The sequence below is a fragment of the Deltaproteobacteria bacterium genome, assembly GCA_020845895.1.
Taxonomy (GTDB): Bacteria; Lernaellota; Lernaellaia; order JACKCT01; family JACKCT01; genus JADLEX01.
In genome coordinates this window covers 29,419-42,242 of record JADLEX010000094.1, presented here as the reverse complement: position 1 = coordinate 42,242, position 12,824 = coordinate 29,419, and the positions used below count along the sequence as shown (strand labels likewise).

At 61.4% G+C, this 12,824-nt stretch carries 14 protein-coding genes; all 14 read right to left on the bottom strand.

Going from position 1 to position 12,824, the window contains the following annotated elements; genetic code table 11:
* Window positions 1-101: 101 nt before the first annotated feature.
* The 14 genes from pdxA to IT350_12290 all read right to left on the bottom strand — a co-directional run bounded on the left by pdxA (window position 102) and on the right by IT350_12290 (window position 12,802).
* Window positions 102-1,028, bottom strand: a complete 927-nt coding sequence (gene pdxA / locus IT350_12355) for a 4-hydroxythreonine-4-phosphate dehydrogenase PdxA (protein ID MCC6158836.1) — start codon at window positions 1,026-1,028, stop codon at window positions 102-104.
* A 51-nt stretch (window positions 1,029-1,079) separates the two neighbouring features.
* On the bottom strand, window positions 1,080-2,075 hold the full coding sequence (locus IT350_12350; protein MCC6158835.1) for a peptidyl-prolyl cis-trans isomerase: 996 nt from the start codon (window positions 2,073-2,075) through the stop codon (window positions 1,080-1,082).
* The gene (locus tag IT350_12345) at window positions 2,072-3,028 is read right to left on the bottom strand and encodes a peptidyl-prolyl cis-trans isomerase (GenBank protein ID MCC6158834.1); all 957 of its coding nucleotides are present in this window, start codon (window positions 3,026-3,028) and stop codon (window positions 2,072-2,074) included. Before IT350_12345 ends, IT350_12350 begins: the two co-directional genes overlap by 4 nt.
* Before the next feature lie 131 nt (window positions 3,029-3,159).
* A complete protein-coding gene (gene flgB, locus IT350_12340; protein MCC6158833.1) occupies window positions 3,160-3,576 on the bottom strand; it encodes a flagellar basal body rod protein FlgB in 417 nt (138 codons plus the stop codon).
* A 149-nt stretch (window positions 3,577-3,725) separates the two neighbouring features.
* Window positions 3,726-4,043: a hypothetical protein gene (locus tag IT350_12335; GenBank protein ID MCC6158832.1), complete on the bottom strand. Its 318-nt coding sequence runs from the start codon at window positions 4,041-4,043 to the stop codon at window positions 3,726-3,728.
* Window positions 4,044-4,110: 67 nt separating this feature from the next.
* Window positions 4,111-4,716, bottom strand: coding sequence for a SurA N-terminal domain-containing protein (locus tag IT350_12330; protein ID MCC6158831.1), 606 nt, complete (start codon window positions 4,714-4,716; stop codon window positions 4,111-4,113).
* Complete coding sequence (locus tag IT350_12325; protein ID MCC6158830.1) at window positions 4,677-5,075, bottom strand: hypothetical protein; 399 nt, start codon at window positions 5,073-5,075, stop codon at window positions 4,677-4,679. The genes IT350_12330 and IT350_12325 overlap by 40 nt, the downstream gene beginning before the upstream one ends.
* A gap of 329 nt (window positions 5,076-5,404) precedes the next feature.
* Window positions 5,405-7,561, bottom strand: a complete 2,157-nt coding sequence (locus IT350_12320; GenBank protein ID MCC6158829.1) for a S8 family serine peptidase — start codon at window positions 7,559-7,561, stop codon at window positions 5,405-5,407.
* Window positions 7,536-8,111 (bottom strand): hypothetical protein, encoded by a 576-nt coding sequence (locus IT350_12315; GenBank protein MCC6158828.1) that lies wholly within the window; start codon window positions 8,109-8,111, stop codon window positions 7,536-7,538. The genes IT350_12320 and IT350_12315 overlap by 26 nt, the downstream gene beginning before the upstream one ends.
* A gap of 71 nt (window positions 8,112-8,182) precedes the next feature.
* Window positions 8,183-8,719 (bottom strand): DUF1858 domain-containing protein, encoded by a 537-nt coding sequence (locus IT350_12310; protein MCC6158827.1) that lies wholly within the window; start codon window positions 8,717-8,719, stop codon window positions 8,183-8,185.
* Complete coding sequence (locus IT350_12305) at window positions 8,716-9,975, bottom strand: DUF438 domain-containing protein (protein ID MCC6158826.1); 1,260 nt, start codon at window positions 9,973-9,975, stop codon at window positions 8,716-8,718. The genes IT350_12310 and IT350_12305 overlap by 4 nt, the downstream gene beginning before the upstream one ends.
* Window positions 9,976-10,104: 129 nt before the next feature.
* Window positions 10,105-10,527 carry a PaaI family thioesterase gene (locus IT350_12300; GenBank protein ID MCC6158825.1) on the bottom strand — a complete coding sequence of 141 codons (423 nt, stop codon included), beginning with the start codon at window positions 10,525-10,527 and terminating at the stop codon, window positions 10,105-10,107.
* Entirely contained in the window at window positions 10,524-12,035 is a 1,512-nt protein-coding gene (locus tag IT350_12295; GenBank protein MCC6158824.1) for a hypothetical protein, read from the bottom strand. The genes IT350_12300 and IT350_12295 overlap by 4 nt, the downstream gene beginning before the upstream one ends.
* Before the next feature lie 14 nt (window positions 12,036-12,049).
* The gene (locus tag IT350_12290; protein ID MCC6158823.1) at window positions 12,050-12,802 is read right to left on the bottom strand and encodes an SDR family oxidoreductase; all 753 of its coding nucleotides are present in this window, start codon (window positions 12,800-12,802) and stop codon (window positions 12,050-12,052) included.
* Window positions 12,803-12,824: the final 22 nt, after the last annotated feature.

Below are 12,824 nucleotides of genomic sequence, written 5' to 3'. Positions count from 1 at the left end.
GAGGGAGCGTGCCGAACGATGAAATCGGCACGAAAACATGACCGATTAACTGCCTGATCGGTCCATATTTTTGACCCGTTTGGGGTTGGCGATGGTCGGGTTCACCGTCCCGGTGAACCTCGCCGCGCCATCGCCACCGCCGTATGGATGGCGGCGATCATGCTCGCGGGATTCGCAATTCCTCGTCCGGCAATGTCGGGTGCGGTGCCGTGGTCGGGAGACGTACGCGGAAACGGCAGGCCGAGCGTCAGGTTCACGCCGTCGTCGAAGTGCAGGAGCTTGAGCGGAATGAGCGCTTGATCGTGCGTGGGCGCGACGACGACATCGTGCCGGCCGCGCACCGCGAAGTGGAACGCGGTGTCCGCCGGCTGCGGGTCGGTGACGTCGATGCCTTCGCTGCGCGCGAGGGCTGCCGCGGGTGCGAGAATCTCGATCTCCTCGCGCCCGAATAAACCGCCCTCCCCCGCGTGCGGATTCAGACCCGTGAGCGCGATGCGCGCCCGACCGATGCCGAACCAGCGCCGAAGGTCCGCGTCGATCACGCGCAGTTGTCGCACGATCATTTCGATCGAGAGACGGGAAGGAACCTCTACGACGGGGCAGTGCGTCGTGAGGGGAACGACGCGCAGTTTTTTCCCGGCCAACATCATCACGGGCGTCTCGGCGCCGCACAGACGGGCGATCAGCTCGGTCTGGCCGGGGACGTCCACGCCCGCCGCGTCGAATTTCGCCTTGCTGCTCGGCGCGGTGACGATCGCCGCGGTCTCGCCCCGCATCGTCATGGCCACGGCGATCTCGATGCACTCGGCCTGCAATCTTCCGCGCGCCGCGGGGGAATCGCCCGTGGGACTTTCGGGCGCCACGATCGAGAACTCGTCGGCGCGTACCGCGACGGACTCGTCACTGTATTTGCGAATAGCGTCTCGGAGAATGTCGGGAATGCCGATGAGGACGGGTCGCGCGATGGCCTCGGCGATGTGCAGCGACTTCGCGATCACTTCGGGACCGATACCGAGCGGATCCCCCATCGTGATGGCGATCGAGAATTTGTCGTCGGTGCCCATCGCGTGGCCGGGCGATCAGTTTCCCGGAAACTCCTTGACCTTGATGTCGACGAAGCTCTTCTTGTAGAGCTCCTGCGCGAGCTTGCGCATCTCGCGCTCGGACAGGTCCTTGCGCAACTTCATCTCGATCTGCTCGCGCACGTCCTCGAACGGTCGCGTGCCCGACGCCGTGCGTTCCAGGCATTTGAGAATGAAGAAACCCACCGTATCGCGATAAACGGTGGAAATCTGCCCGGGCTCCAGGGTCTCCGCGGCGCGCTGGTAGGTGGGCTTGAGGTCCTTGCTCATGAGGAACGAGCCCAGAAATCCGCCGTTTTTCGCCGTCGGCCCCTGCGACACGGTCTTCGCCGTCTGTTCGAAGTCCGCACCCGTGAGCAGGTTCTCGTAGGTCTGCGCCGAGAGGTCGAAGATGCCGCGCACGGCCTCGGGATCGGCGTCGGGCGGCAGGTTGAAACGGATCTCCGCGAGCGTGATCCGCGTGTCGTCCACGAACTGATCCGGATTCGCTTGATAGTAGGAGCGGGCCTCGTCCTCGGAGACGGCGATGCGATCCTTCATGCGGAAACTCACGTAGCGCTCGCGCATGATCTGCTTTCGGATCTGGTCGCGCATGTCGTCGAGCGTTTTGCCCTCGCGCGCCAGCGTCTCGGAGAGCTGCTCGCGCGTCATGCGGTTACCCGCGAGAATGCGGTCGATGTACTTGTCGATATCCGCTTCCTCGACCGGAAATCCCAAGCGGGCGACTTCGCGTTCGAGCAGAATGTTTTCAATCATCCGGCGCATGATGTCGGCTTTGATCTCGCTCACGCGCGCGGCGCGCTGTTCGGCGGTGTCCTCTTCCGACGCGGCCAGATAGGCCGCAACGACCGGGCGGGACTCGCGCTCGACCTGCCACACGGTGATGATTTCGTCGTCGACGATAGCCGCGATTCGGTTGACGACCTCGGCGTCGGCGACCGTCGCGACGAGCGCGACCGCGATTGCGAGGAGAATGGCAACGAAGCGATTCAAAATGACATCTCCGTGATGAGCGCCTGATTGTAACGGATCTCGGCCGCGGCGCGCACCTTTTCGAGATAGCTTTGCAGGCCGTCCTGCGCTTTTTTCTGCCGGATTTTCTCGGCGATCCGATCGCGCACCGTCTCGAAGGCGATATTGTGCTCGGGCCGGCGGTCGGTGAGGCGGATGATGTGGAATCCGAACGGCGTGCGCAACACGCCCGAGGTCTGCCCGACCGCCATGTTGAACGCGGCCTGGCTGATGGCCTCGGGCATCTCGCCCTCGCCGAAAAAGCCCAGATCGCCGCCGGTCTGCGCCTCGGGGGCGATGGAGCGTTCGCGGGCGAGCTGGGCAAAATCGCCCCCGGCGTAAAGCTGCGCGACCAGTCCTTCGGCCTCGACCTCGGTCTTGACGAGGATCTGGCTCGCGCGCACGCGTTCGGGCTCGCGGTATTCGTCCTGATGGTAGATGTAGTCGGCCTCGACTTCGGACGGCGAGATCTGCACCGATGGCGCGATCGCCTTTTCCACAATGCGATCGACGAGGATCTGACCGGCCACTTGCGCACGAAGCCCGGCCGCGTCCACCTGGCGATCCGCCATCATTTTCTCGAATTCGCCGGCGGGATAATCGGCGGCGAGTTTCGTCACGCGCTCTTGGATCTCCGAATCGGTCACGGCGATCCCGAGCGTTGCGGCCTGCTGCTCGAGAAGTTTCTTGTCCACGAGTTCCGAGAGGAACAAGCCCTTGATCGTGAGCTGCGTGGGCGGGTCGTCGGGCACTCCGGACTTGCCTTTCGATGCCTTGGCGAAGGCGGCGTGGAAGTCGTCCACGGTGATGGCCTCGCCGTTCACGGTGACGAGCACACCCTCGGCGAAGGTCGGCGCGGTTTCGGACGGGCCGAGCTTGCACGCCGCCAGGGCGAACGCGAGCGCCGCGACCGCGCCGACCAGCGCCATCGCCACGCAAATCCGCCGATCGGTTTTCCGATTCGCACGCACGCCGCGCACCCCTTTTTCTGGCCGCCGACGTGTTAACAGATTTGGCCCGCGGACGCAAAAGGGCCGCCGGGCAGGAACGAGGGCACGGGGACCGGCTAGAACCGGCTCTGGATGGCTGTGGCGAGAAGGCTGTACTTGCGCGAAAGGCCCGTGACGGAAGCGGAGTATTCGAGTTGGGCGGTCGCGAGGGACATCAGTTCCTGATCCATGTCCACCGTGTTGCCGTCCACGCGCATCGACCGGTCGCTCGATTCGGTGATCGCGACGGGGCGGTCGGCCATGAGGGAGAGACCGAAGTGCCGGGGATTCGTGGAGACGGGGATCTCGGGGTTCACTCGGCGAATTTCCGTCGAGAGTCGCTGCTCGAAGGAGACCTCGACAGCTCGGTAGTCCGGTGTATCCATATTCGCGATGTTCGAACTGGCCGCTTCCATGCGCTTGGTCTGGAACTCCAGATTCCGCTCCAGCGCGCGGTAGACGGGACTGTCGAACAGAAAACTCTCGATCCCCATGAACTCACCTCCGGCCCGGAACAAAGCAATTCGGATGCCGAGTGGAATGCGAACCTAAGCTGCTGGATTTATTGAGATTATTTTGGAGTGCGCGAAGGTTCTCAGAGGAAAGGAATGCCGGGAAGGTGTCTGAAACTGCCGTCTGGCGTTCACCCGATCCAGTCGATGACGACGTAGACCGTGATGAACGCGATGGCGAAACACAGGAAGGACAGGAACATTCCAAGCACGAATGCCGTGCCGTCGCCGCGCTCGGCCTCGCCGCGCCCCGACGGCTTCGACATCGAAAGCCGAACGGTCGTGGCTTCGGTCGGATTAGGCGACGCGGGAGAGGGTGCGCCCGCCGGCGGAATCTGCGCGCGCAAGTTGCGCCACGCGTCGAGCGTGACGGCGTTTCCGCCGCAGCGCGGACACGTGTCGCCATCGATGTCGGAAACGGCGTGACACGCCGTGCAAACGCGCTTCATGGTCAGGCCCGACCCCCTCGGCCGAGGTTTTACGCACGCACCCCCGAAAACGCAAGCGCGCGGACGATCATCTCGGACGGATACCCGCCGCTGCCAGAGCGGTCTCATCGACCTCGAGGTTTGCACTCCGGCGCAGCGCCTCGACACGCTCGCGATACCGGCGGGCCGTTTCGCGCGTGACACTCAGGTCGCGCTTGTATTCGTCCCGATCGACGAAATGGCCGGCTGACAAATCGACGCCCGCTTCCTTTGCGTTCGAGGGTTGAGCGAAGCTCTCGGCCCGGGCGTCTTCGATCGCGTCGCGCACGGCTTCCGGCGGCGCGGTATCGTCGCCATCGCGGGCTCGCGCAGCCTGCCGAAACAGTTCAGCGTTGATGAGGGAATCCAGCACACGGGCGCGCCACGCGGCGAAATTATTCCCACGCGACGATTCCCGAAGTGCGGCCATCGCGCGCTCCAGTTCGGCAATCGTGATCGGCACACCGTTCACGCGCGCCACGATCGCGCTCTCGACGCCGCTATCCGCCGTCGGTGTCGCCGATCGGCCGGTCCCCATCGCCATCGCCAACGCACCCGCGATGAAGGCTGCGAGCATCAGCATCGCGGCGAGCGACCAAACGACTCGGCGGCGCGTCATGATGCCGGCAGCGGCGGTACGTCCGGGTACCAGCACGCCTCCTCCGTCTCCGGTTCCTGGGTGTAGATCGTCACGTGGATCGGCAGGTCGGACTTCGGAATTCGAACCGCATGAACGTGATTACTCGGGTTCCCTTCCGGAAACGCCTTCGCTGCGGGCCGCGACTTGTCGTCCGTCCCAGGGTCCTGCAGCACGGGGCAGTCCAAGGCGACCGCCGCGAATTCAATGCGAGACTCCGTGAATTCCACTTGACAGATGTCGAGGCGGCAGGAGTGGCAGAGTTCGACGAGCGAAACGACGTCCTCCGAATTGAAGTTCGCATCTACAAACACAGAATAACTCTGTCCGGCGTAATCACATTCATCGATATCACTTTGGCTCTTGAAAATACTCATCGAGTATCGTTCTTGCGCCGGGTCGTTCGTTCGACATGAAAGAATTGATCCGGTGTTGTGTCCGTCGAAGCACGCACGATTATCGGAGTCGTCGAGAGACTCCAAGCATACGTTCACAGTAGTTGCTTGATTTCGGAAATTCGGATAACCGAGCGCCTCACACGATTCATCGTCACTCTGAAAATGTCGAACCTCTATGTCCACATCTCGTTCGGCATCCGTTTCGGCATCCCGCGACCCGCGATTCTGGACTTCACATGCAAGTGCCATAATTATAATAATACATATTGTCGTCGCCGACTGCAATGGTTTTGCATTCATTGCACACCTCACTTGAAAAATAGATACCGATTGTTTTGAAAATCACATTGACACCTGGCAGGACCTCGGATATCGTGGCATGGTGCGCAATCAAGATCATCGCGATCGGAATCCTCCCAGAAATACGTGAGAAACACTTGTCGAATATCAAAACTGGACTTCATATAAGTATTGGTCAAAATAAGACTCCATGGATGCCCAGAATCGAACGCTGGAAAACTGTTTCCAACCGAATCGAGAATCAAATGCATTTTTTGATCCTGCAACAGCGTCGATCCTCCCAACGGTACGTACGATTGTGCACAATGAGTTTCCATCGTATCAGTATTTCGAAGACACATCTCGAAACGAGACGGTTGCGCGCTGGATAGTGGTGTGGCCTCCAATTCCGGCTCGAACCACCATGCGGCTACCTTGATCAGTTTTGCCTTAGCGGGGATCGGGCTTGTCGTGGCGTTAGGTCCCAAGGGTAGCGTGTAGGATTGCCCGGCACCGACAAAACTCAAGCGATAGGTTCGATACGACCATGGTGTGTCAAGACCCGAAATTGTGGGAAGACGCAAACGAATGCGACCTGCGCCATATGTGTTGCTGAACTGCATGGGTCCACCGGTATCGATCCGGTCGCCAAAATTGATAATATTAGCGAAAATACGCCCGGGGTCATTTGCGGTGGCCGCGTCCCAGTTATAAATCATCCAGTCTTTCAAATCCGCTGCCGCTCCCGCGACAACCGGAGCGGCAGCACTCGTTCCCCCGAGCTCGGTATCGTCGAACGGCGATTCGCAATCATAAAACCGGTGAGGATCGTCGAACCTTGGCAGACAGGCTATATCTGTGGGGGCCATGATATCTGGCTTAACACGTCGATCATAAGTCGGACCTCGAGAACTATACGATTTTGCGAATCCAGAAGTATCGAACTGCCACCAAGGAAATTCCAAAAATGAATCAAACGCACCAACGGCCAAAACACCTGCCGCTGTGGCCGGAGCTCGCACACTGCAAGCCCATGAGTAGATAGGTGGTCCATTAATGCAATCTTCGGAACTAGTTGTTGTATCGCCGTCTGGATTGTGGTTTCCCGCTGACGCTACAAAGAAGATGCCATCTCTATATGCGTTATTTGCAGCCAGCGATACTGGATCTCGCCCAGTAGCATGAAACGCGTCAGGGCAAGGAGCATACGTCCCTCCTGTGTAACCTGCGGAGATATTAGCTATATCCAACTTTAGCTTTATCATCTTTTCCACGGCAGCCGCGAAACTTTCTTCGCCATTTCCCCTGTTAATGCTTACTAATCCTACTTCCGGAGCGACGCCGGAATGTTTCGCCTGCTCGTCGACGTCTCCACCCCAAGCAGAACATTGGCTGTCCAAGCAGTCGGCGCCTATGATCCCCATTACGGACGTAGCATGAAAATTGTCTTTTACGTATCTAACATAATCTGAACTGTTTTCTGGCACTGGGGGTGATTCCAAGAAACAGTAGTCGCGATGATCGTCAAAACAATATGGACCGTTTAAAATGCAACCGTCGTCGGGTTCGAGAACCCAATCTTGGCAGAAGGTGCCCTCGACTGGCACAATGCAATTACAGTTTACTTTACCAAAAATTCTACTAGCCGACTGATTGTCCATAAAAGCATCATGATCGGTTTCGAAAAACGCGGACTCCAATACACCGACTGTAATTCTGCTAAATCCTCGACTCGAATATCTTGAGCCGTCAAAATCATAGTCTCGAAACATTTCGCCATGGGTATTGGTTCGCACCCATGTTGGTTTTACGACGGTTGAATCGTTTACTGCCTCGGAATATTCGGATATAGCCTCGATATCATGCCTCTCCTTAACGCTAAGGATAGTCTCGACGCACGCAGTCGCCGCGACCGCGTTGATGATCCACAACTGAACGATGTCCTCGGCACCGGATGCGAGAAGCTCCTCGACGAGATCCTGTTGGAGCGAGTCCATCTCCGCGATACGGTCGTCGATGGCTTCCGCGCGGCGAAGCTCCATTTCGAGAGCAAATTCCGGATAATCCTCGTCGTAGGTCAGATCGGGTCGCGGAAGGGAGAGTTCCGGCTGATACTTCAGGCGGATCATCACTCGAACGGGCTCGTCGAGTGGCATCTTCTCAAGTTCGGCCAGGAATTCTGGCATCAACGGCGAGTTGTCGGAATCCGCTGTGAATCCATTCGGGGTCGGGCGGTTGAAGTTCTGAACACGTCGCGCGATTTCGTCTTCGGAAAGACCTGACTCGCGGAGAAACGACTCGTAGTCCCTTGCGGTCCAGCGCTGCGAGTCCGCCGGCGTCAACGCCGTGAACGCGCGATATCCGTACTCTCCCTTTTTCGTCGGCAATGGGATCAGTCCCCGCAACGTGAATGAACTCGAAGCCGCCATCCGTTGTCCGGGCGTCATCCAACCTTTGCGGCTCGCCGCTTTCGTCCGATCCCCAGAGTGCGCCTTCCACGTCGTCGCGGTAAAAATTACCGTTCACATCGAAAATCTTCTCGGAATAATAGGCCGCCTCGGCGTGGTGGGCATTCGGCGCGGCATCGTCGAGACGCGCCAGAATTTCGGGGTCGCGCGTCAGGGCGGGAATTGCCTGATCCTGCGCTTGGGTCAGCGCGAGAGATGAGTTGAGAAGAAGGAAACTGACAAGGCAGATGAACCGAACCCTAGCTCGTCGCGCCAGCCTTGATTTCATGATCGTTCCTCCTTTTCACCAATATCTCACCATATTCACCCCGTGTCAAACATTTTATTGTTCTTTCCGTTTCAGCCCGCGCCATTCGTTCCCTTGGGCGAGATCCACGTCTCAAAAGCCGACGCTTCGACCTGACGGCACGCCACGCGATAGCCCTTCTTGCGGAAGGCGTCGATCAGCGGATCGGGGCGGAACGGGCTTGCGACGACGATCGCCTCGCCGGCCTGGAGCGACGCAGCACGGTCGATCGCCGGCTCCAGCGGGTGCTCGCCGCGCGACAGCATCTCCTCGGCGTCGAAGCGATGCACCTCGCGCACGGCGGCGATCCACGTCGCGTCGTCATCCACGGGCGCGGCCGATTCGACCGTCGTCTCGCCCTGCCCGGCCGCGCGACGCAGCCGGTTCACGAGTTCGCCGACCGGCACGCCGGCCATCTCCGCCGCCATGCGCAGCGTCGCGACCTTGGCGACCGTCTTGCGCAGGATGGGGTTTTTCAGCTTCGAGAACGCGGGCGAGATGTCGAGCAGTTCCGCTTCGAGTTCGGGATAGGCGTCGAGCAGCGCGCCCACTCGGGTCGTCGCGAGAATTTCACTGCGCGCCGCGTTCATGACGGACTCCCGGCGGGAGCGCTGTCGTATTGCAGCAGCCGGCGCTCTCCCGTCAGAGCGCGAAGCCGCGTGAGGTCCTGCGTGACTTCGAGCGTGCCCTGATAGGCCCCCTTCTCGTCGCGCACCGCGAAATAGCGAATGTGGACGAATTTCCCGTGCATTTCGATCCAAAACTCGGCAACGCTCTGCGTCCCGGATTTGAAGTCGTGCAGGATGCGCTCGACCATGTCGACGCTCTTGGGCGGATGGCAGTGCTGCACGAGCCGCCCGATGATCGCACGGCTGCGCGCGAAGACGCGGTCGGGTCCTTCCGAGAAGAAACGCACACGGTCGTCGGCATCGACGAAGGTCAGATCGACGGGCAGCGCAATGAAGAGGCCGAGCAACTGCTCGAACGTGAGATGCCCCGAGGGGAACGTGATCGACTTGCCCGCGGGCACCTGATGCACCTGATCGGGGTGCTTCGGTTCGGGCGGCGTGTATCCGCTTTCGGGTGCGACGAGGCACCAGCCGTATTCCGGCGACTGCGCGTACACCTGCCCCCACTCGTCGTCGGTCAGCGTGGACATCGAGAGCGGGAACAGGATGTTCTCTTCCTTGAAGAACATCTCCTCCATCGCCGCGAGCGTCGGTTCGGCGACGCCCCAGACGACGAGCTTCCATTCGGCGAGGGTGGCTTCGCCCGCACGCAGGGCTTCGTGGAGGTTCTTCACCAGCGCGCGCACATCGTCGTCTTTCGCCCACATCACCTTCGAGGGACCGGTGATGCCGTGGCCCTCGAGGAACGAAAACAGCAGGTTTTCCTTGCGTGCGTAATGCTTCTCGACGTCAGCCAGTTCGTTCGCCGCGCCACGCCACGACGCGATGAGTTGAGCATCCACGGGGGCGTCGTCGGGGCTGTCCACGATGCGCTGCTGAATCTCGCGCATCCGCCCGATCACGCCGCGCAAGGCGTCGTTTTCCGCCCTGAACGTGTGCACCGGGTGGCCGGGGACGAGCACGGCCTCCTGACGCTCGACCATCACCTCGCGCAGCACGGCGGAGTGCAGGTCGCACATCGACTTCACTTCCTCGATCTGCATGCCGTCGCCGATCAGCGATTGCTCCATCGCGGCGATCTCGGTCGCGTCGGTCTCGCGCACCAGGTCGCGCAGCATGCCGCGCACTTCATCGGCGGGCTTTCCCGCGTGCAGGTGGCGGATGACGGTCTTCATCGTTTCGATGCGGTGTTCGCGGTTGTTGATGAGTTCGCTCATGGCTTCTCCGCTGTTTGAATTCCGCCCGTCTCGGGCTTCGAGGTTGACGTGGGCATTTTCGCGCGAATGGGAATTGTCGCATTGACGCGCATCAATTGCGCGCGCGATAGCCGATTCGTGCGGGTTTCTTCACATATTCGCGGGCGGCTTCCCGCCGCCGTCCGGCAGGTCCATGAAAACGTTGGTCGCCGACGCACGCACGAGCAGCGCGCCGTCGCTCTCACGTTCGAGCTGCGCTTCGACGTACACCTGGCGGCGGCCGCTCTTCACGACCTCGGCGGTACCGACGATGACCTCACCCGCGCGCACGGACCGAAGGAAGTTCACGGCGAGATGGATCGTTGACGACGCGCGGTCGGGGTGCGTGAACGCGACCGCCGGGCCGATGGTGTTGTCGAGCATCGCCGCGAGGATACCGCCCTGGATAACGCCGTACGGATTTTCCATGCGTTCGTCCGGAACGAAGCGGATTCGCGCCCGCCCCTCGCCGGCCTCGATCAGTTCCGAGTTGAGGAATTCCATGCACGGCGGAGGGAGTTTCACGGGGCTCATTCGCCGATCCCACCCTCGGCCGCGGCCGACGTCAACCGTGCCACCAGCGCGTGCGGCGTGACGCCGTGGTCGCCGATGCTCGCCGCGATCTCCTCCGCCGTTTCGCGTGAACCGCGGCTCCACAGATCCTTCAGAAACGTCCCGGCCTCGACGGTTCGATACCAACGCTCGCCAAATCGCGAGGTGAGCGCGCGTTCGAGTTGCGATTCGAGAAACCATGCCCGCAGGTAGTCGGCGCAGTAGAAAAAATCGTCCATGTCGAGCAGGAATCGCTCGGCGTCCTCGGCGGTCAGGTCGATACCGTAGGCGCGCGACAGATGGCGGCGGTACGAGTCGCGCGGGTCCATGACCCCGCCGAACAGGTCGAGTTCGTAGAGCAGCTTCGCGCAATGTCGGCGGACCATGTAGAGCTTGACGAACGCGCCGTGGCGCGCGGTCTCCTCGACGGCTTCGACCGAGAGCCCCATCTCCTCGCGCAGAAAATATCGCGATTCGAACACCGATTCGAACAGGAACGCGAACGCCTCGCTGACGGCGCTCGGCCCGAGCTGTTGAAACTCGAAGACGGGTGTCGCCGTGTGCGCGAAGTGCATCGCGTGGCCCATTTCGTGAAACCAGGTCGTGTAGTCTTCGAGCCCGCCGCCCGGCTTGATCGAGATGCGCACGTCACCGGGCACGTCGATGGGAAAACATGCCGCGCGCGGGTTCTTTTTCGGTCGGTCCTCATCGTCGATGATGACCACGCCCGGGTCGATGCCGAGCTGGTCGAGGAACCGGTCCATCACCGCGACGATGCCCTCGCGAGGAAAGAACGCATCGGCGCGGGGATGGCGAAGCAGCGCGGGCAAATCCGGACGGCGCAGCCCGGTCACGGCAATCCCCAGTCGGCGCGGCACGGCCCACTCGAGCAGGCGGTGCATCGCGGCGTGCGTGTCGTCGAGAAACGCGCGGGCCTGTTCCGCGAGCGTTGCGAACGACGTCGCGCGCAATCGCTCCGACAATTCGATATATCCCGGAAGTCCGAAGGAGCGCGCCAGCTCTTCGTGCCGTCGGATCTTCTCGATCATTCGCGGCTGCAGGTCGCGCAGAATCGGCGTGGCGGCGTGCGAGAGATCGGCGCGACGCGCGGGGTCGGGTTCGCGGCCGAGCAGCGAGGAAAGCTCCTGAAAGTCGTACTCCTGCCCGTCGATGAGGAAGACGGCGTTGCCGAGAAAATTCCCGATCGCGTCGTCGAGCTCCGGCGTCTCGGCGTAGATCGTTTCCTGCATCAGGTACGCGTGCAGGTACTCGAGCGCCCGGCGCTCCGGGCCCTCGCTCGAAGCGTTCATCGCCGCGACGACGACCGCCAATGTCTCGGAGGTGAAGAGGTGCTCGTGCTCGGCGTACACGCCGGTGGTGTCTTTCGTCGAGCCCTGCGTGCGGTGATACCACGTGAGCAGGGAGTGCTGCCGCAGGAAGTCGCGGCATTCCCGGCGGATTCGGTCGATGTCGGTTTCGTGTCGGTGCATCGCGCCGCGCGGCCCTACAGCACGCCGCCGTCGACGACCATGGTCTGTCCGGTCATGAACGCCGAGTCGTCGGAGGCGAGAAAGAGCACCGCCCCGGCCACGTCCTCGGGCCGGCCGAGGCGCTGGACCTTTTGCATGGCAATCACCTGACTCAGGATCTCGTCGGTGCCCCACAGCGCCTGCGAGAACTTCGTCTTGATGAGGCCCGGGCAGACCGTGTTGACGCGCACGTGAAACGGCGCCCACTCGGACGCAAGCATTTTGCCGAGGCCGATGAGCGCCGACTTGCTGACCGAGTACACGCCGAGCCCCGGCATGGGAACAAGCCCCGCCGTGGACGCGATGTTGACGATCACGCCGCCGCCCTGCTCCTGAAACGTCGGCAAAGTTTCCTTGCACAAAAAGAACGGACCTTTCACGTTGACGGCGAAGATCTTGTCGAAGGCCGATTCCTCGGCGAAGAGCGACGGCCCGAAGATGGGGTTGGTCGCCGCGTTGTTCACGAGCACGTCGATGCGCCCATACGCGGCTTTGATCGCCGCGACCGCCTCGGGGATCTTCGCGACCTCGCCGACGTGGCAAGCGACGGCCGCCGCCTCGCCGCCCGCCGCGCGGATCTCGCCCGCGACGGTCTCGAGCGCGTCGAGCTTGCGGCTGACCAACACGACCTTCGCGCCCTCGGCGGCGAAACGCAGCGCCACCTCGCGCCCGATGCCCCGGCTCGCGCCCGTCACCACCACGACCTTGTTCGCAAAACGCATGGTCATGATTCACTCCAAATAAGTTCTC

What these genes read in the sequence shown, in the direction of transcription:
- IT350_12305 (MCC6158826.1), bottom strand. Translation starts at nt 9,975, where the DNA reads ATGAGCGAACTCATCAACAACCGCGAACACCGCATCGAAACGATGAAG.
- IT350_12295 (MCC6158824.1), bottom strand. Translation starts at nt 12,035, where the DNA reads ATGCACCGACACGAAACCGACATCGACCGAATCCGCCGGGAATGCCGC.
- pdxA (MCC6158836.1), bottom strand. Translation starts at nt 1,028, where the DNA reads ATGGGGGATCCGCTCGGTATCGGTCCCGAAGTGATCGCGAAGTCGCTG.
- flgB (MCC6158833.1), bottom strand. Translation starts at nt 3,576, where the DNA reads ATGGGGATCGAGAGTTTTCTGTTCGACAGTCCCGTCTACCGCGCGCTG.
- IT350_12325 (MCC6158830.1), bottom strand. Translation starts at nt 5,075, where the DNA reads ATGAGTATTTTCAAGAGCCAAAGTGATATCGATGAATGTGATTACGCC.
- IT350_12320 (MCC6158829.1), bottom strand. Translation starts at nt 7,561, where the DNA reads ATGCCAGAATTCCTGGCCGAACTTGAGAAGATGCCACTCGACGAGCCC.
- IT350_12315 (MCC6158828.1), bottom strand. Translation starts at nt 8,111, where the DNA reads ATGAAATCAAGGCTGGCGCGACGAGCTAGGGTTCGGTTCATCTGCCTT.
- IT350_12290 (MCC6158823.1), bottom strand. Translation starts at nt 12,802, where the DNA reads ATGACCATGCGTTTTGCGAACAAGGTCGTGGTGGTGACGGGCGCGAGC.
- IT350_12310 (MCC6158827.1), bottom strand. Translation starts at nt 8,719, where the DNA reads ATGAACGCGGCGCGCAGTGAAATTCTCGCGACGACCCGAGTGGGCGCG.
- IT350_12335 (MCC6158832.1), bottom strand. Translation starts at nt 4,043, where the DNA reads ATGAAGCGCGTTTGCACGGCGTGTCACGCCGTTTCCGACATCGATGGC.
- IT350_12300 (MCC6158825.1), bottom strand. Translation starts at nt 10,527, where the DNA reads ATGAGCCCCGTGAAACTCCCTCCGCCGTGCATGGAATTCCTCAACTCG.